The organism is Cerasicoccus sp. TK19100 (assembly GCF_027257155.1).
GTDB lineage: Bacteria > Verrucomicrobiota > Verrucomicrobiia > Opitutales > Cerasicoccaceae > Cerasicoccus > Cerasicoccus fimbriatus.
The window spans coordinates 322,049-340,197 of record NZ_JAPWDU010000004.1 but is presented as its reverse complement, the minus strand read 5'-3'; the positions used below and the strand labels follow the sequence as shown (position 1 = coordinate 340,197).

Annotated in this window: 17 protein-coding genes; 11 read left to right on the top strand and 6 right to left on the bottom strand. The window is 57.2% G+C overall.

The annotated features are described in order from the left end of the window. Window positions 1–7: 7 nt before the first annotated feature. The 8 genes from O3S85_RS11630 (at window position 8) to O3S85_RS11595 (ending at window position 7,938) form a co-directional block, all read left to right on the top strand. The gene (locus O3S85_RS11630; protein WP_269540545.1) at window positions 8–373 is read left to right on the top strand and encodes a hypothetical protein; all 366 of its coding nucleotides are present in this window, start codon (window positions 8–10) and stop codon (window positions 371–373) included. Further along, window positions 370–1,461 carry an Ldh family oxidoreductase gene (locus O3S85_RS11625; protein ID WP_269540543.1) on the top strand — a complete coding sequence of 364 codons (1,092 nt, stop codon included), beginning with the start codon at window positions 370–372 and terminating at the stop codon, window positions 1,459–1,461. The genes O3S85_RS11630 and O3S85_RS11625 overlap by 4 nt, the downstream gene beginning before the upstream one ends. A gap of 9 nt (window positions 1,462–1,470) precedes the next feature. Next, the gene (locus O3S85_RS11620; protein WP_269540542.1) at window positions 1,471–2,115 is read left to right on the top strand and encodes a DUF2959 domain-containing protein; all 645 of its coding nucleotides are present in this window, start codon (window positions 1,471–1,473) and stop codon (window positions 2,113–2,115) included. A 20-nt stretch (window positions 2,116–2,135) separates the two neighbouring features. Further along, window positions 2,136–3,233, top strand: coding sequence for a sugar kinase (locus O3S85_RS11615; RefSeq protein ID WP_269540541.1), 1,098 nt, complete (start codon window positions 2,136–2,138; stop codon window positions 3,231–3,233). Window positions 3,234–3,351: 118 nt separating this feature from the next. Continuing rightward, window positions 3,352–4,131, top strand: a complete 780-nt coding sequence (locus tag O3S85_RS11610; protein WP_269540540.1) for an SDR family oxidoreductase — start codon at window positions 3,352–3,354, stop codon at window positions 4,129–4,131. Between the two features lie 99 nt (window positions 4,132–4,230). Beyond that, window positions 4,231–5,643, top strand: a complete 1,413-nt coding sequence (gene uxaC, locus O3S85_RS11605; protein WP_269540539.1) for a glucuronate isomerase — start codon at window positions 4,231–4,233, stop codon at window positions 5,641–5,643. A 38-nt stretch (window positions 5,644–5,681) separates the two neighbouring features. Further along, window positions 5,682–6,833, top strand: a complete 1,152-nt coding sequence (locus tag O3S85_RS11600; protein ID WP_269540538.1) for a Gfo/Idh/MocA family protein — start codon at window positions 5,682–5,684, stop codon at window positions 6,831–6,833. 19 nt (window positions 6,834–6,852) lie between these two features. Then, window positions 6,853–7,938, top strand: a complete 1,086-nt coding sequence (locus O3S85_RS11595) for a Gfo/Idh/MocA family protein (RefSeq protein WP_269540537.1) — start codon at window positions 6,853–6,855, stop codon at window positions 7,936–7,938. A gap of 6 nt (window positions 7,939–7,944) precedes the next feature. Here the strand turns inward: O3S85_RS11595 and O3S85_RS11590 are convergent, their stop codons facing one another. From O3S85_RS11590 to O3S85_RS11575, 4 genes are all read right to left on the bottom strand, one after another. Beyond that, complete coding sequence (locus O3S85_RS11590; RefSeq protein WP_269540536.1) at window positions 7,945–11,127, bottom strand: autotransporter outer membrane beta-barrel domain-containing protein; 3,183 nt, start codon at window positions 11,125–11,127, stop codon at window positions 7,945–7,947. Window positions 11,128–11,221: 94 nt separating this feature from the next. Continuing rightward, complete coding sequence (gene gluQRS / locus O3S85_RS11585; protein ID WP_269540535.1) at window positions 11,222–12,079, bottom strand: tRNA glutamyl-Q(34) synthetase GluQRS; 858 nt, start codon at window positions 12,077–12,079, stop codon at window positions 11,222–11,224. A 3-nt stretch (window positions 12,080–12,082) separates the two neighbouring features. Then, entirely contained in the window at window positions 12,083–13,576 is a 1,494-nt protein-coding gene (locus O3S85_RS11580) for a carboxypeptidase M32 (RefSeq protein WP_269540534.1), read from the bottom strand. Between the two features lie 105 nt (window positions 13,577–13,681). Beyond that, entirely contained in the window at window positions 13,682–14,203 is a 522-nt protein-coding gene (locus O3S85_RS11575) for an FmdB family zinc ribbon protein (RefSeq protein ID WP_269540533.1), read from the bottom strand. A gap of 100 nt (window positions 14,204–14,303) precedes the next feature. Between O3S85_RS11575 and O3S85_RS11570 the strand changes: the two genes are divergently transcribed. After that, window positions 14,304–14,777 (top strand): SRPBCC family protein, encoded by a 474-nt coding sequence (locus tag O3S85_RS11570; protein ID WP_269540532.1) that lies wholly within the window; start codon window positions 14,304–14,306, stop codon window positions 14,775–14,777. 84 nt (window positions 14,778–14,861) lie between these two features. Here the strand turns inward: O3S85_RS11570 and O3S85_RS11565 are convergent, their stop codons facing one another. Together O3S85_RS11565 and hpf are read right to left on the bottom strand one after the other, a co-directional pair. After that, complete coding sequence (locus O3S85_RS11565; RefSeq protein ID WP_269540530.1) at window positions 14,862–15,338, bottom strand: hypothetical protein; 477 nt, start codon at window positions 15,336–15,338, stop codon at window positions 14,862–14,864. A gap of 746 nt (window positions 15,339–16,084) precedes the next feature. After that, entirely contained in the window at window positions 16,085–16,453 is a 369-nt protein-coding gene (gene hpf / locus O3S85_RS11560) for a ribosome hibernation-promoting factor, HPF/YfiA family (protein ID WP_269540528.1), read from the bottom strand. Window positions 16,454–16,575: 122 nt separating this feature from the next. Here hpf and O3S85_RS11555 point away from each other — a divergent pair, with 122 nt between their 5' ends. Next, window positions 16,576–17,391, top strand: a complete 816-nt coding sequence (locus O3S85_RS11555; protein WP_269540526.1) for an SDR family NAD(P)-dependent oxidoreductase — start codon at window positions 16,576–16,578, stop codon at window positions 17,389–17,391. A 5-nt stretch (window positions 17,392–17,396) separates the two neighbouring features. Beyond that, the gene (locus O3S85_RS11550; protein ID WP_269540524.1) at window positions 17,397–17,816 is read left to right on the top strand and encodes a secondary thiamine-phosphate synthase enzyme YjbQ; all 420 of its coding nucleotides are present in this window, start codon (window positions 17,397–17,399) and stop codon (window positions 17,814–17,816) included. Window positions 17,817–18,149: the final 333 nt, after the last annotated feature.

Genomic DNA, 18,149 nt, shown 5'->3' with positions numbered 1-18,149 from the left:
TTCCGCAATGAATAACCTACGCAACAGTTCTGTCTTTGGCGCAATGCTGTTCCTCAGCATGGGGTGTTGCTTTGGCGATGCGACTGTTGTCGAATTCTCGGAGTTAGATGAAGCGCCCACACTGATTAGCCCCCAGCCTTTAGAGATGCCTGGATTGAGAGCTGATCGACGCGCTAACGGTAAATATTGGGTTTTTCTGGAGATCGATGAAAAAGGGTGCGTGGTCACTGCCCACACCGTTGAGGGGCCCAGCCTACGCTTTGGTGAGATCATTGAAGAGAACCTGTTAGATCGCCAGTTTACGACGCCATCGAAGGGTGGGCAAACTGTCCGCGCCTATTCATTTTTACCCATACCAATACATTTCCAATGAGCGAAACATTCTACGTCGTCCCTGAAGAAAAGCACAACGCACTGGTCAAGCAGGCGTATCTTAGCCGTGGCTTTGATGAAGCCGAGGCCAACGCCGCCGCCAAGTTTTCCTCCTATGCGAGCACGCATGGCATTCGCACGCACAACGCGCTGAAAGCCCTGCATCTCGACCACTTGTTTGGCTCCGGTGCCGGTGGCTGCAAGCCCAGCGCAGCCATCGAAAAGAAGGAAGGTCGCTTTGCTGCCTCGCAGGTGTGGAACGCCAACCGCAAGCTCGGCCAGGCCACGGCTTACGAGGCGATCGAAACCGCGATCGAACTCGCCGATAAATACGGCATCGGCCAAGTGTCGGTGGACAATGCATTTCACTACCTTTGGGGTGGTGGTTACGTGATGGACGCGGCGCGCCGTGGTTACATCGCCTACACCAATTGCACCGCGGCGCTAGCGGAGGTGGTTCCCTTTAAAGGCAAGACGCCGACGCTCGGCACCAACCCGCACTCGTGGGGCTTCCCAACGACGGATGCCGTGGGTTTCCCGGTGGTCATCGACTGGGCAACGAGCGTGATCGCCATGGGCCGTGTGCAGCAATTTGCGCGTGAAGGTCAACCCCTGCCTGAAGGTGCCGCGGTGGACGCCAATGGCCAGCCTACGACGGACCCGAAGCAGGTTGCCGCGCTGACTACCTTTGGCGCGCACAAGGGCTACGGCCTGTCTTTGATTAACGAAATTATGGCGGGCTTTATCGGCGGCAGTTTGCCGACTCTGCGTTCGCGTTGGGATCAGCAGCCAGAGGAAAAGCACACGCCGGCTTTCTATTTCCAAGTCATCCACCCGGACGCGATTGCGGGCGAATTCGCTCTCGGTCGCAACTCGGCGGAAAACATCAAGGCGGTGCTTGCCGACATTCTGGGGCAGGGCAACGAAAGCTGCATTCTGCCGGGCCAAATTGAAGCACAGGCCGCCGAGCGCACCCGCAAGAGTGGCGGCTTGCTTTTTACGGAAGCGGAAATTAACGGCTTCAATGAGCTGGCCGACGAGTGCGGTGCTGAGCGATGGAAGGTTGCGGATTTTAAAACCGCCGACTAATTTCCAGGCATGAAACGTTTTGCATCCATATTTGTTCTGTTGCCGGTGCTCCTGATCGCCGGTTGCTCCTCCATGTATTATGGCGCACTCGAGCAAGTGGGCATCCACAAGCGTGAGTTGCTCGTGGACCGCGTCGAGGCCGCGCAGGAAAGTCAGGAGGAAGCAAAGGAAGAATTTGAAGATGCGCTCGAAGCCTTTCGGGCCACAGTCAACGTCGATGGTGGCGAGCTGGAGAAACGCTACGACCGCCTGAAGGGCCAATATCAAGATTGCGAAAAGCGCGCGGAAGCAGTCCGTGATCGCATTGCCGCGGTCGAGGATGTTGCCGAGTCTTTGTTCCGCGAGTGGGAGAGCGAGCTGGGTGAATACTCACGCGACGATTTACGCCGCGCCAGCGAGACTCAGCTTCGCGAAACACGCCGCGAATACAATCGCCTGATCGCCGCGATGACACGCGCCGAGTCCAAGATGGATCCGGTGCTCACGGCATTTGGCGATCAAGTCCTCTTCCTGAAGCACAACCTGAACGCGCGCGCCATCGCCTCGCTGAAGAACGAGGTGACCACCGTGGAGCGTGATGTGTCCGCGCTGATCGACGAGATGAACACCGCGATCAAGGAAGCCGAGATCTTTATTTCTCAAATGAAAAATTAACCCCTGAATTATCGATTATCATGGCCATAGAACTACGACCTGCCTCCGAATGTCTGTACGACGAAATTTCACTCGGTGAAGTTATGCTTCGCCTCGATCCGGGCGAAGGGCGCGTGCACACCACCCGCCAATTCACGGCCTGGGAAGGTGGCGGTGAGTACAATGTTGCGCGTGGCCTGCGTCGTTGCTTCGGCTTGAAAACGGCCGTGGTAACCGCTTTTGCGGATAACCCTGTCGGTCGTCTGATCGAAGACTTCATCTTGCAGGGTGGTGTTGATACCGACTTCATCCAGTGGCGTGACTACGACGGCATCGGCCGCGAAGTGCGCAACGGCCTGAACTTCACCGAGCGCGGCTTCGGCATTCGCGGTGCCGTGGGTTGCCCGGATCGTGGCTTGACTGCGGCCAGCCAGATGAAGCCTGGCGATGTCGATTGGGAGCACATCTTTGGCAAGCTCGGTGTGCGTTGGTTCCACACCGGTGGTATCTTTGCCGCCCTCAGTGATACCTGCCCGGACACCGTCATCGAGGCCGTGAAGGCCGCGAAAAAGTATGGCACGATTGTTTCCTACGACCTTAACTACCGCCCGTCTCTGTGGAAGGGCATCGGTGGCCACGAGCGCTGCCAGGAGGTTAATCGCGAGATCGCCAAGTATGTCGACGTGATGATCGGCAACGAAGAAGACTTTACCGCATGCCTCGGCTTCGAAGTCGAAGGCGTGGACGAGAATATCTCCAACATCGAGATCGATGCCTTCAAGAATATGATCAAGACGGCGGTCAAGGAGTTCCCGAACTTCCAGGCCACCGCCACGACGCTGCGGGCGGTCAAGACGGCGACCGTCAATGACTGGGGTGCTATTGCCTGGCACGATGGCGAGTTCTATGAGTCCACGCCATACCCGGAATTGGAAATCATGGACCGCGTTGGCGGCGGCGATTCCTTTGCCAGCGGTTTGATCTACGGCTTCCTCGCGACCAACGATCCGCAGCAGGCCGTCGATTACGGCGCCGCGCACGGCGCTCTCGCGATGACCACTCCCGGCGACACCACTATGGCCAGCAAGAAGGAAGTGGAAAAGATCATGTCCGGCGGCGGCGCTCGAGTCGTTCGATAAACGACTCGGAAAGTTCGAAGGTTAGTATGTTCGAAGGTTCGAAAGTTGAACCACCGTGTAGAGCATATTGCTTCTGAACTTTCAAACATTCGAACCTTTCAACCTTTCGAACTTATTTATGAACGAATACCTGAACGAACTCTTTACTCTGCAAGGCAAAGTAGCCGTCGTTATTGGCGGCACGGGCGAACTCTGTGGCGCGATGGCCGAAGGCTTGGCCGGCGCAGGGGCTACCGTGGTCCTGGTTGGCCGCAACGAAGAAAAAGCGCAGGCGCGCCTGAAGAAGCTGCATCAGTTTCACGGTGCCAGCTACTTTGAATCCTGCGACGTAGGCTCCAAGGAAGCGTTGGACGACTTGTTGGACCGCGTGCTCAAGAAGAGCGGTCAGGTCGATATCGTAGTCAATGGTGCCGGGGTCAACAGCCCTACGCCGTTCCTCGAAATCGAAGAGGCCGAGTTCGACAAGATCATGAACATCAACTTCAAGTCGGTGTTCCTCGCTTGCCAGGTGTTCGGGCGTTACTTCGTAGAGCGCGGGCAGGGCGGCAGCATGATCAACGTCGGCTCGATGTCGGGCGTTAAGCCGTTGTCCCGCGTGTTCACCTACTCGGCGTCCAAGGCCGCCGTGCACAATCTCTCGCAGAATCTCGCCCGCGAATGGGCCCCGCAGAATATCCGCGTCAATACGCTGGTGCCGGGCTTCTTCCCCGCCGAGCAAAACCGCAAGGTGCTGACCGATGAGCGCGTGGCACAGATCATGGGCCACACGCCGATGAAGCGCTTCGGCGAAGCGAAGGAGCTGGTTGGCGCGACGCTGCTGCTTGCCTCTGACGCGGGCTCGTTCATCACCGGGCACGAACTGCTGGTCGATGGCGGCTACGCATCAATGACCATTTAGAAAGTTCGAAAGGTTTGTCGGTTCGAAGGTTCGAAAGTTGAGCCGAGGCCAATAAACCTTCGAACATTTCAAACTTCCGAACTTTCAAACCTTCCCCACATGTCTTTCATTCACGACGACTTTCTATTGCAAAGTGAAACCGCGCGTCGCCTTTACCACGAAGTGGCCAAGGACGAGCCGATCATTGACTACCACTGCCACCTGCCGCCGGAGGACGTGGCCAACGACCGCCGCTTCCGTAACATTGCCGATATCTGGCTGGGCGGCGATCACTACAAGTGGCGTGCGCTGCGGACCAACGGCGTTGACGAATCGCTGATCACCGGTGACGCCGGGGACTACGAGAAGTTCATGGCTTGGTGCAAGACCGTGCCCGACACGCTGCGCAATCCGCTTTATCACTGGAGCCATTTGGAGCTCGTTCGCTACTTCGGCATCGATGAGCTCATCAGCGAAAAGACCGCGCCCGTCATTTGGGAAAAGGCCAACGCGCTTTTGGCTCAGGACGACTACAGCGCGAACGGCATCTTGAAGAAGTTTCAGGTAAAGGTTGTCTGCACGACCGATGACCCGACCGACACGCTGGCGCATCACGTAGCTGCGGCGAAGGACCCGAATGTCACCACGGCGATGTATCCCACCTTCCGTCCGGACAAGGCGCTGAAGATCGGCGATACGGAAAACTTCAATGCCTGGTGCGACAAGCTGGCTGAAGTTTCGGGTATCGACACGGGTAGCTTCAGTGGCCTGAAGGATGCGCTCAAGCAGCGCCATGATTTCTTCCACGAAGCTGGTGGACGTCTTTCTGACCACGGCCTCGAAAAGTGCTTTGATAAGTTCGTCAGCGATGAGCGTGCGGCTTCGATCTTCGACCACGCGCGTTCGGGCAATGCCGTTGTGCCGGAGCAGGCGGAAGAGTTCGCCAGCAACCTGATGGTTTATTTCGGCCAGCTCGATGCTGAGAAGGGTTGGACGAAGCAGTTGCACATCGGCGCCATGCGCAACAACAACACGCGCTTGTTCAACAAGCTTGGGCCGGACACCGGCTTTGACTCGATTGGCGATTACTCGCAGGGGGCTGCGCTGAGCCGCTACCTCGACCGCCTCGACATGGACGACACCTTGCCCAAGGTGGTTATTTACAATCTGAACCCGGCGGACAATTACCTGATGGGCACGATGATTGGCAACTTCCAGGACGGCTCCATCGCGGGTAAGATTCAATTCGGCAGCGGCTGGTGGTTCCTCGATCAGAAGGAGGCCATGGAGTGGCAGATGAACACGCTCTCCAACCTCGGTTTGCTCAGTCGCTTTGTTGGCATGCTCACGGATTCGCGCAGCTTCCTCAGCTACCCGCGCCACGAGTATTTCCGCCGCATCCTGTGCAACCTCATCGGGAACGATGTCGAGCAAGGCCTTATCCCGAACGAGTGGGACCTCTACGCGCCGATGGTGAAAAACATCTGCCATGACAACGCGGCCAATTTCTTTGGCTTCGAGATCCCAGCGTAAATTTATCCTCCCCCCAGATAACCACAAATCCCTCACACATGAACGAAGTAAGAATTGGCATTATCGGCGTCGGCAACATGGGCACTAGCCACGCCAAAAACATTATCGCGGGCAAGGTTCCCGGCGCGAAGCTCACCGCTTTGTGCGACAGCGACCCCAAGCGCTTGGAGGCGTTTTCCGAGCAAAAGCATTTCAGCGACGCCCAGGAGCTGATCGGCAGCGGCGAGATCGACGCCGTCATCATCGCCACACCGCACTACCCGCACACCACGCTGGGCATCGCCGCACTGGAAGCGGGCTTGCACACGCTGGTGGAGAAACCCATTTCCGTGCACAAGGCCGACTGCGAGCGCCTTATTGCCGCGCACCAGAATAAGAACCTCGTGTTTGCCGCAATGTTCAACCAGCGCACGGACCCGCGCTACGTGAAGCTGCGTGAGCTGATCACCTCCGGCCAGTTGGGCCGCATTAATCGCATTAACTGGATTATCACCGACTGGTTCCGCACCGCCGCTTACTATGCATCCGGTGGTTGGCGCGCGACTTGGGGCGGTGAAGGTGGCGGCGTGCTGCTCAACCAGTGCCCGCACCAGTTGGACCTCATGCAGTGGCTGTTCGGCATGCCGACTGAGGTGCGCTCCTATTGCCAAATTGGTCGCTTCCACGACATCGAAGTCGAGGACGATGTAACGACTTACCTCAAGTATGAAAACGGCGCGACGGGCGTCTTCATCACCACCACCGGTGAGGCTCCCGGCACGAACCGCCTGGAAGTCGCCGCCGAGCAGGGCAAGGTTGTTATCGAAGGCGAGGGTATCCAGTGGACGCGCAACGAGAAGCAAACCACGGAATTCTCGAATGAGACCAAAGGTGGTTTTGATAAACCTCCGGTGTGGGATATTAAGATTCCTACCAGCGGCTTCGGCGAGCAGCACATCGGCATCATGAAAAACTTTGTCGATGCGATCCTGAATGGTGCTGAGCTGATTGCGCCCGCAGCCGAAGGCATCCATTCGGTGGAGCTGGCCAATGCGATGCTTTACTCAAGCTTCACCGACTCGACGCTCAAGCTGCCGCTCGATGGCGCTGCCTACGAGGCGCACTTGAAAAAGCTGATCGCCGAATCCACCCACAAAAAGAAAACCGTCGAGACCGGCCCGGCCGATCTTTCGGGTTCTTTCAGTAACTAACCCTGCAACACAAAGTATCATGTCTAAAGACGGAATGAATTATGCGCCGACTGCGGCCAAGCCAAAGCCGGTCGTTGACAAGGGTGAGTTTATCTTCGCCGCCACTCATCTTGATCACGGCCACATCATGGGGCAGGTCAATGGACTGTCGGAGGCCGGGGGGGTGCTGAAGTATATTTACGAACCCAACCCCGCCGCGAATCAGAACAAGGTCGATAACCTGTTGGCAAAAAGTCCTGAAGCGAAGGTGGTCGATTCGTTGGACCCAATTCTCGAGGATGATGCCGTGCACATGGTGGCTGCCGCCGCCATCCCAAGCCTGCGTGGACCTTTGGGATGCAAAGTAATGGAAGCCGGTAAAGATTACTTTACCGATAAGTGCCCGTTCACTTCACTGGACCAACTGAACCAGGCCCGTGAAACCGTTGCCAAGACCGGCCGCAAGTATCAGGTCTATTATTCCGAGCGCGTGCACGTCGAGTCCGCGTGGTATGTGGACGAACTGATCCAGAACGGTGCCATTGGCGACATCGCACACATGGAGATCTTTGGGCCGCACAGCCTGAACAAGCCCAGCCGCCCAGAGTGGTTCTTCGACAAGTCGCAATACGGCGGCATCCTTACCGACATCGCTTCGCACCAGTTCGACCAGTTCCTGCACTACACGCGCCAGTCCAGTGGCGAGGTGCTGCACGCCCGCGTGGACAACTTGGCGAATGCCGACAAGCCCGAGCTGGAAGACATCGGCGAGGCCGTGCTAAAGCTCGACAACGGCGTGTCCTGCTTCTCCCGCGTCAACTGGTTCTCACCGAAGGGTGCACGTGGCTGGGGCGATGGCCGCAGCTTCATCACCGGCACCAAGGGCACGATCGAAGTGCGCAAGTATTTTGATTCCGGCGTGTCGAACACCGGTAACATCATTATCCTTGCGGATCAGGACAGCGAGCAGCGGATCGAAGTGAGTGGCCAAGTCGGCTTTCCGTTCTTCGGTCAACTGATCCTCGACAGTCTTAACCGCACCGAGAAGGCGATGACGCAGGCTCACGCCTTCATGGCATCCGAGCTTTCCCTGCGCGCGCAGGCGATCGCCGACGCCAACCGGTAAGGCCGATTATCTGGATTTACGCCGTAGTAGCCCAACGCCTGCCAAGCACGTCAACGCCATGATCGTTGCGTATTGGGCAGGCTCGGGAACTGCGGCGTAGAAATCAGAGCTGCGGTTAATCACTGCCCAAACGGCATCGTTGGTAACGTCGAACCCGTATGCTCCCAGGTAGCTTGATAGGTCATCACCGTAAAGCGCGGTAAAGTCTCCGAAGCTACCTTGAAAACCCATCTGTTCAGGGGTTGCTACGTTGCCAACATTGTTTTCGGTTACGTTAATCCACAGATTGCTCTCAGAATCGAGTGCAGCCAGATAGCTATCGCTGAGGATGGAGCCATCTGAAATCTGAATGACGATCAGGTCGTCGTCGTAGCTGTTAAACGAGAATACACTGCTTTGGCGTATGGCGTCATTATTAGCTGAGCTGCTTTCAGAGACGGTGAAGTCGATGAAGCGAATATCTGACGATTCACCGCCGAGCCAACTCATTACCGAGCCGCGCTCGGATTGAAGGTCACCCATGACGGAGTAACTTTGGCCTGTGTATAGGTGCCGCTGATATTGACCGCCAAGCAAGATGACTTTGTTGGTGACGCTAAACGATGAGCGTGGGCTTTCAGTGGTTTCCTTTATGATTAGCTGACCACCTTCTACGGTGATGTCGCCCGTGCCTGCGGCATCCGTAGCGCCCACGACGAGGATGCCGTCCTTTACCGTCGTGCCTCCCGTGTAGGTATTGTTCGTGAATACCGGCGCCAGGACCGTTTCGCCATTGGCATTTTGCTGAACCACAGAAAGGTTCCCGAGAAGAGCGTAACCGACGACATACTCGCCGGAACTTCCGTCCGTTGACATGGATTGGTTAAAGACGACCTTGCCGCCATTACCACCACCACTAATTGCTTCAAAACCAATTGACGGCGCATTGCCGTCACTGCCAACGGTAAGCGTTCCCACGCCATCTTTGCTATCGCCAAGTATGAGTGAAGGGGAATCCGTCGAAACTTGAGTCAGTGTGGAGCCTTGGCTCAGAACCAGATTCATGCCACCGCCAATGGTGATCGACTGGGCGGTGAGGGTTTTGTTCTCACCGAGGGTCAGAGTATTCGAGTTGCCCGCAATGTCGTCATCGGTCAATTGCAGCGTTTCCGTGGCAGTCACATTTAGGTTAATATTACCACCCCGGTGGCTGGAAAAGTTGTTGGTAATGATGCTGCCGCCTCCGCTGGAGTCCATCAACGTCCCGTTGTTCAGCGTGAGTGACGGGATCGTCAAGACATTGGCCATGACATCTACCTCGCCATCCTCAACGATCAGTGCTGACGTGTTCTGCAAGGCATTGGCATTGACGACGGCCAGTTGAGAACTCGAGACCGTGGTCGATCCTGTGTAAGTATTGGCGACATTGAAATTTACTTCACCACCGCCCTGGATTGTCACGTTGAGTTCTCCGGAGCCGTCGGGAGAATTGAGCGGCGTGTTGAATTCATAGCCTTGCCCTTCGCTGACATTGATCTCCAGTTCGCCCACACCGGCACCTGATTCGATAGAGCTTACGTTCAAGTCCGGTAGATTTGTCACCGAAAGCTTACCGTGATCGCCTTCGTTTAACCCAAGAACGACCTTGGAATTGTCTTCCAGCACATTGAGGGCACTGCCTTGAAAACGGAGTTCCCCGCCGGATTCGCTACCGATGGTTAGTGATTCTACGGTTAGCGTCGATTCAGCTGCGGAAACGACCAGTGATTGGATGTTGAGGGTGTTGACCGCTTGGCTTCCTTCCAACGTCAGGGTGCCACTTCCGATTGTGGTCAAGGAACCATCCGCTTCCGTATTATCCCAATCGCCACTGGAGCCGACAGAAGTACCTCCGCCCAAGGCGTTGTCGGCGAGGGTGAGGTCGTTGCCCATGCTTAGGGTGATATCGCCGCCGGCAAAAAGATCGCGACCATATGCGCTGCCATCGTTTGAACCGGCCCAGCTGTAATCCGCTACGCCTGCCGTGACTTCTGATCCGCTGAAACTGACATTGCTGATGGCCAGCGTCGCTCCGTTGCGCACAAAGACAGCACCGCCTGCACCGAGTCCGCCACCACCGGCGCCGCCATCGCCTGGCGAGCTGAATTGTCCTACTTCGCCCGTGCTACCGGCACCAGCACCCCAGCCAGCTGCGCCACCGGAGCCGCCATCGCCTCCATCTAAGGGATCTTCAGAAGAGCCGCCACCTGAGCCGCCACCGCCGCCGCCGCCGAAACCACCAGCGCCGCCGTCGCCACCGTTCCAGCCGCCTTGGACGGAAAATGTTTTAGCATTGGTTCCTTGGCCGCCACCGCCGCCGCCAGCTCCAAATCCTCCATTGCCGCCGCTTCCGCCATCAGAGCCTTGGTGGTGGTCGCCAAATCCGTCATCTGAGGCACCGGCAGCGCCACCGCCACCACCGCCTCCGAAATCCTGGCCATCGCTGCCATCGCTGGGTTCGGTGCTAACGCCGATACCCGAGTGCCCGCCGGCACCTCCGGTTCCGCCCGTGAAGCTGCTGCCAGTTCCCGGGCCGCCGCCATTGCCGCCACCGGATACCGTTGAGTCGCTTGGGCCAATCTGGCTCCCCGGCTGATTGTCCTGGGCCTGTGTATTGGAGCCACCGCCCATGCCACCGCCGCCACCGCCGCCGTTGACCTCGTTGTCCGTGTAGCCGGTACTGCCTTCTCCTCCGGTTGCGGAGGCCCCGCTGAAGTGCATATTATTCAGGCTGATGCTGCCACTGTTGATAAAGACGGCACCGCCCAGGCCCGCGCCACCACCTCCGCCGCCGCCGCCATTGCCACCCGCGCCGCCAGTGACACTCGCATCCTTAATGGTGAGTCCGTTGATGGTCACACTGCCACCGTCAAAATAGAAGGCCCGGTCCTTGGACTGCATGTCGATCGTCACCCCGGTTCCATTGATGGTCAGCCCATTGGTATTGGCGGCATTTAGGCTAACGACTAATTGTGAATCGAGAGACAGCGATGTAATGCTGTTATCAAAATTGATCGTAAATGCCTCGGTGCTGGCGTTCGCCTGGGCAATGCCTTCGGCTAAAGATCCTGCGCCACTTAGATTGGTGTTCGTTACCGTGTAGTCTGCCCACATGCCGGTGCAACCGAACATAGTTAGCGTGAAAGAAATAAATTTTACTGTAGCTTTCATTTTAGCAGTAGAGGTGTGTGCCCTTGATAAATTCCCGTAAACAGCCTATTTTTAGTGGCATGCTTGCCTGCTGCGAGCAAAAGTCGTGCCCGACTTATTGGAGCAGGTCTGCTGCTGCCTTACCGTTCTCGCGTAGGGCGCGGAGGCTGAGGCTTTCGCTGCGCTTGGCTAAACGCTGGCCGGACTCGTCGCGGACGAGTGGGCAGTGGTAAAATGCGGGCGGTGCTGCATTGAGCGCACGGTAGAGGAGTAGCTGCCTTGCCGTAGATCGGAGCAAATCCGCGCCGCGCACGACCTCGGTCACGCCCATGGCGATGTCGTCCACGACGACGGCCAGTTCGTAGGCGGGCATGCCGTCGCGGCGCCACACGAGAAAGTCGCCGAAGTCCGTGCCGGCGGTGAAACTTTGTAATCCAAAGTAACCGTCGTCAAAGGTCAGCGTCTCGCCATCGGGCACACGGAACCGCCAGTTGGTTTCACCGGGTTCGGTGGTGTCCAGGCCGGCGTTATCGATTGGTCGCCAACTGGTCGGGAAGATGGCCTCGCTGTCCTGCTCGTCGTCATTTGCCGGGGCTTCCTGGGCGAGACCCGATTCAACGGCGTCGCGCAACTGTCTGCGCGAATGCGAACTCGGGTAAATGAAACCGCTGTCCTTGAGCTGCCGCCACGCCTCGAGGTAGCGCGCGGTGCGTTCGCTTTGGCGGTAGGGGGCGTCGGGCCCACCGATGTCCGGACCGGCATCCCAGTCGAGCCCCAGCCAACGCAAGTCTTCCATGGCCGCCTGTGAGTATTCCGCTTTGCATCGCAAAGTATCGATATCCTCGTCGCGGTAGATTAAGGTGCCGTTCGCCTCGCGGGCCCGCTGCCATGCGGTGTAAAAGGTCCGCGCGTGGCCCAGGTGCAGGTAGCCCGTGGGGGTGGGGGCGAGGCGTCCTACGTAACGGGCCGACATGGGCTAGACTCCATACAGCGCGCCGTAGCGCTCGCGCAGGTAGGCGATCAGTGGAGCCGGGGAGATTTCTTCGCCGATGGCGTTTTGAATTAGCTCGCGGGTGCCGTAGCGCCTGCCGTGGCGATGGACCTTGTCGCGCAGCCACTGGAGGAGGCTGCTAAAGTTGCCGTCGGCGATCTCCGTTTGCAGGTTCGGTAGATCGGTGTTGGCGGCGTTCCATAGTTGCGCGGCCAGCACGTTGCCCAACGAGTAGCTCGGGAAGTAGCCAAAGAATCCTTCCGACCAATGGACATCTTGCAGGCAGCCTTCGGAGAACGACTTCGGCGTCAGGCCAAGCAGCTCTTCGCTGAGGCGGTTCCAGGTTTCCGGCACGTCGGCCACGGTGATGTCGCCTGCAAAGAGCGCGCGCTCGATCTCAAAACGCAGGATGACATGCAGGTTGTAGGTCACCTCGTCGGCGTCAACGCGGATGGGCTGGCGTTGCACGGCGTTGATCGCCAGGCGCAGGTCTTCGGAGGAAACGTTCTTTAGCTGCGCGCTGAACGCCTCGCGGTAGCGCGGCTCGTAGAAGCTCCAGAAAGCGTCACTGCGGGCGACTTGGTTTTCCCACAGTCGGCTTTGCGATTCATGCACGCCCATGCCGACGGCGTTCGAGAGCGGCAGGCCGAAGCTGTCCGGATTGCCGAGGCGGAGGCCTTGCTCATACATGCCGTGGCCGGCCTCGTGGATCGCGCTAAAGAGCGAGTCGAGCGGGTTGTCGGGGAAGAAGCGCGTGGTCAGCCGGGTGTCCCAGCCGCTACCACCGCAGAAGGGATGCACTGCGGTATCGAGGCGGCCGTGTTGGAAATCAAAGCCAAGCCGCTCCAGCACCTCGCGCAAAAACGACTCCTGCGCCTCGACGGGGAAGCCCTTGAAAATGGACACATCGGCCTGGCGCGGTGCGGCGAGCACCGACTCGGCTAAGTCACGCAGCGGCGTGCGCATTTCGTCGAACAAATCCGAGAACACGGCCGACGACATGCCTGGGTCGAAGCGGTCGATCCAGTAGTCGTAAACATTGCCTTCGCTGCCCAGGTATTTGGCCTCCTCGTGGGCGAGCTGGATCTGCGTTTGCAGCATCGGGGCAAACGAGGAAAAATCGCTCTGCTTGCGCGCCTGCGTCCAGGCGTGGTAGCCGGCGCTGGCGGCCTCGGACTTGCGTCGCACGAAGTCAGCCGGCAGCTTGGCGGCGCGGTCGTATTCGCGGCGGGTTTCACGGACCACACACGCGGCGTCGGGCTCCAGCTCCTGTTGCTCCAGCTCGGTTAGCCACTGGCCGACCTCTGGGCGGGTAAACTCGCGGTGAACCACCTCGGCCAAAGCGGAGTTTTGCTGCCCGCGCAGCTCGGCGGCACCGGGGGGAAGGTTGACTTGCTCATCCCAGCCAAGCAGGCCCGAGGTCGCGTCGAGCAACGCGGTGTTTTTGAGAGCAGCGGTAAGTTTGGCGTAGGTTTCCATGGAAAAATTGTGTTCTAGTTCTTAGTGCCTGGTTCTTGGTTTAGTGTTGGCGTCGATTCAGTTGAAAGGCCAACCACGAACCAAGCACTAAGCACCAAGGCACCCTTATAGATAGTCCTCGATTTCGTAAACGGTCTCATCTTTGCGCGGGCCGCGCAGGCGGTTGAGTAATTTCTTAGAGCCCTTGGCCTCGACGACGGCCATGGGATCGGCGTCCAAGTCGTCGCCGTATTCTTCCTCCAGTGCGTCGGGGTCTTCGCCGCGTTCGAGGCGGGCGGCCATCTCGCGCAGGGCAGGGGGGAGCGCCTCGCCGGTGACTTCGCCTACGCGGCGCAGGAGATTACCCAACTGGCGCGGATCGGTGTTGTTCTCGTCCATGCCCTGGAATTCGCGCTCCAGTTCGTTGATGGCCTGTTCGTAGCGCGGGTCGTCGTATTTGGAGTCGTCGAGCGCGGGGTCGCCCTCTACGCCGAGCGCTTTAACAAACGAAAATTGCGACACCTGCTTCTGCATCGGCCACTCGGGGTTGGCCGGGCAGCGCGGCGTCTTGTCCGCGTGCTTCAGGCTGCGGGCGTAGAAGGTGTAGATCGTGTGGTTTTGTGGGCAGTAATATTCGTAAAATGGCATGGCTGGCAATGATGTCCGGGCCCGGGTTCGCGATTGCGAATGGGCAAAGAATCTACAATGTTGGCGATGAACTTTGTTCAAGTCGAAACGTTTTCGCCACATGATCATTCGCGAGCAAATAGACATTGCCCTGCCGTCGGAGCCGATCTGGGAAATGCTGCGCTTTGCCGAATACCTGGAGCTGTGGAACCCGAAATGCGTCCACTGCACTGGCCCGGGGCGTGAGCTGCGCGTCGGCGATCGCTTTCAGGCTACGCACAAGCTAAGCCGCGAGATGACGAGCGATGTCGAGGTGCTGACCTTCGAGGCCCTGCGGGAGCTGGTGCTGCGCTACTACCCGCGCGAAATGGGCGGCTATGTCGACGAAACCATTACACTGGAGCCCATTAGCCCGACCCGGACCCGCGTCCGCCACGTGACCGATATGACGCATTCCTCAATCCCCAAATGGGTGCGCCCACTGATCTGGTTCCTCACCCGCTTTGGCAAAAAGACCGGCCCCGGTCCGCTGGACGGCCTTCGGGATGCGGCGATCGCTCAGGCGGGGATGTTGGGGCGGAGTTTTTCTTACTGAACGTTAAGAGTAGCTGGCCGCCATGGAGCGCCGAAAGGCGCGGAATGAAGGGTCAGCTATCTCGTCTAGTTCGAATTTACTGTTTTAGTCGACTGGCTCATAGTGACAGATTTTAGAAAGCCTTCTAGGCATGGGCTCAAAATCAGGGATTTTGTGTTTTCCATAACTCGACCATAGCTCCTTCTCAGGTGATGCAAAATGAAGGAAGAAAGTCACTCTTAATACCCCATCAATTGGCGCAGGGACTGTTGAAAATGACCTTGAATACAAAAATTCCCCACAAGGCGATAGATATGTATGCATGTATGCTGCCTGCCAAGATGAACGAGGAGCTTGTGGAATAGGCTGCGTAAAATCACATACTTTAAAATTTTCATCAGGTTCCTCGATGAGCACTTCAAAGAGAATTGTCGATCGAAGTTGCTTCTCACAGAATGCGCGTGCTTGCTGCTCTTCTTTTTTGCCGCTGAGGTGAGAATAAAGTGCCTTGAATTGCCTTTGTATGAGGTCTTCATCAACAGGCAGCTCAAATGCGCCTAAGACTCTTACTTTGTCGTTCATCTCTTTTCGAACAGTACTATTGATGACACCTCAAAACTTACGAACTGGGTAAAACATTAGTGTGTTTCTTGGCTCGAGAGTGGCCGTGAAGCTTTAGTTCGTCAAGGTTTCAGCTTATTAAGAGTAGATTTTTCTTAGTGGCGGATAGTATTCCAGTTCGTAACTTTTCGCACGATGCTATGTGGGGGTGCTGGAATCGCTATTGGGTAATCGTGAGAAGCAGAGACGGCGTTCACCGTCATACATTTCGTGGAATGCCGTATGGGAGGAGATTGGAAAAAGTGCCCTCGGGTTTTTGAAAGACAACAGTTACTATGTTGCCTCAACATAGCAGGCTATGTTACGCCAACAACAGTGGCTGTGTTGGAGAAACAACAGTAGTGGCTTTTTCAAAACACAGCATGCTGCTTTTGGAAAACATAGCATAGGGCTTTTTCAAAAAGACCCAGTAGGCTTTTCGGAAAAGCAGCATGGGTCTTTTGCCAAACACAGCATAGGGAAACGCTATTTTGGCTCAGTTGCTTCAGTTGGCCTGCTTTTGGGGGATCATTTCGTCCTCGGGGCGGACTTAGGGGTGCCTGCCTCGCCTCAAAGGACAATTTTGCGCGAACGCGGACGCCCCGGAGGTGCGTCCCTACCATTTTCGTTGCCCGATTTTCGCTGCGCGCCGCCGTCGCGTGTGGCCACAAAAAGGCCCGCCGCTGAACACGACGGGCCATGGTAATGGATTTGAATAGATGCGCAGGTCAGGCGACTTCCATCTTGGGAAGTTCTGCGGGGATGTCGACGCTGTGCTTGTTCTTGCGCTTCACCTTCATGAGGCGGGAGCGGCGGCGCAGCTTGCGGTCGAGTTTGTTAATCATCCCGTCGATCGATTTGTAGAGATCGTCGCTGGAATCGCTAACGACCATCGGGGGGCCGTTAATCTCGATGTGTCCTTTCGCAATGAATTCATCCTGGCCGCTCTTGTGAGAGTTGGTCTCGAGCTCCACGCGAAGTCGAATAATGCGCTCTTCGTGGTTAAAGAGTTTCTCAGCCTTTTCTTTCACGATTCGCTTGAGCGACTCAGTGAGATCGAGGTGAACGCCGCTTATGATGACTTCTTTGGTATTCATTGGCATTTTCCGTTTGTGGTTCTGTGGTTTTCGCTCCAGTAAAGGAGCACTAATGAAATTAATTAACGCCATCAGGCACTGTCTGCTTACTTAGACTGGGCCCAGAACGTAAGGTTCCATGCATGAACAACGATAGCTTATCCCGTGCCGTACAAAAATATACCGCCGTCATTGTGACGGGCGGTTCTTCTGGAATAGGTAGCGGTCTCATTGCTGCGATCGCAAAGTTAAACCCGTCCGCGAAGATATGCAACATTTCTCGGTCGGAACCTAAAAATAATTTTCCGGATGGCGTGTTGACGCACATTCCCGGGGACCTGTCGCAGCCCTCCCAGGTAGCCGACGTCGGCGGCAAGGTGATCGACTGGCTCAAACTTAACGGCGGGGCCGGCCAAGTGCTTCTCGTAAACAACAGCGGGGTAGGGGCTTACGGATTCGCGCAGGACATCCCCACGGACCAGCAACTGACGGTGATCGACCTCAACGTCCGCGCAGTCGTCCACCTGACGCAGATCCTGTTGCCGCAGCTGCTTGAGCGCGGGGGAACAGTCATGACCATCGCCTCCACGGCCACCTTCCAGCCCACGCCGGTCCTTTCGGTTTACGGGGCCACGAAGTCCTTCGTCTTCAACTGGAGCCTGGCTCTGGGTAATGACCTCAAGGACACTAAGGTGAATACGATCGTCATTTGTCCGGGCCCGACGGACACCGGGTTCTTCGAGGCAGCGGGCTTTAGCGGCAAACCGCCGGGCGTGGTCGAAACTGAACAGGTTATCGACGTCTGCCTGAACGCCATCGCCAAAGGCAAAAAGCACGACATCTGCGGCACAGCCAACAAGTTAATGTGTTTCTTCTCCCAACATTTGCCGCGTAATTTCCTGACTAAAGAAGCCGGCAAACTGATGCGTAAAATCCGTCACCCGGACAACGTTAAGTAATATACGTGCCTAATTTCACTCAGACGCTCACGCTGCGCACGGCTGGCCGGAAGACCTATGAGTTTACGGACCAGATCGCGGCGGCGCTGCGCGAGTCGGGTCTCCAGGCGGGCACGTTGACGGTGTTCTGCCAGCACACCAGTTGCAGCCTGGTGATCATGGAAAATGCCGACCCGTCGGCGCGCGCGGATCTGCATTACTTCATGGACAAGCTCGTCCCCGAGGACGACCCCAATTATACCCACACACTGGAGGGCCCCGACGATATGACCAGCCACATCAAGATGGCGCTCACCCGCACCTCGGAGGTGATCCCTTTTGTCGACGGCCGCTTGTGCCTCGGTACGTGGCAAGGCGTATTCTTGTGGGAGCACCGCGATATGCCGCATTCGCGCCGGATTGTGCTGTCGTTCAACGGTGAGTAGGTAAGTAGCACAGGCGTCCCGCCTGTGTTTTACTCTAATACTTCGAGCCCAGTAATAATGATCGAATCGGGCACAGGCGGGACGCCTATGCTACGGATGGCCGTTACCTAAGTTATGGAGTGCGCCAGTCCTCTGGCGCTTTAGGATTTTGCAGGGGCTTGGATGCTGCGCATTGAGCGATGCTTTGCGCCGGTTTTTCAGCGGAGTTGAAAATGCTGAAAGCGCCAGAGGGCTGGCGCACTCCATATCGCTTGCTGTGCGTTAGGGAGATTCTTGGCTATTCCACCCGCACAATATGCCCGCGCTCGACGCCGTTGCTATTCGCGACTGGCT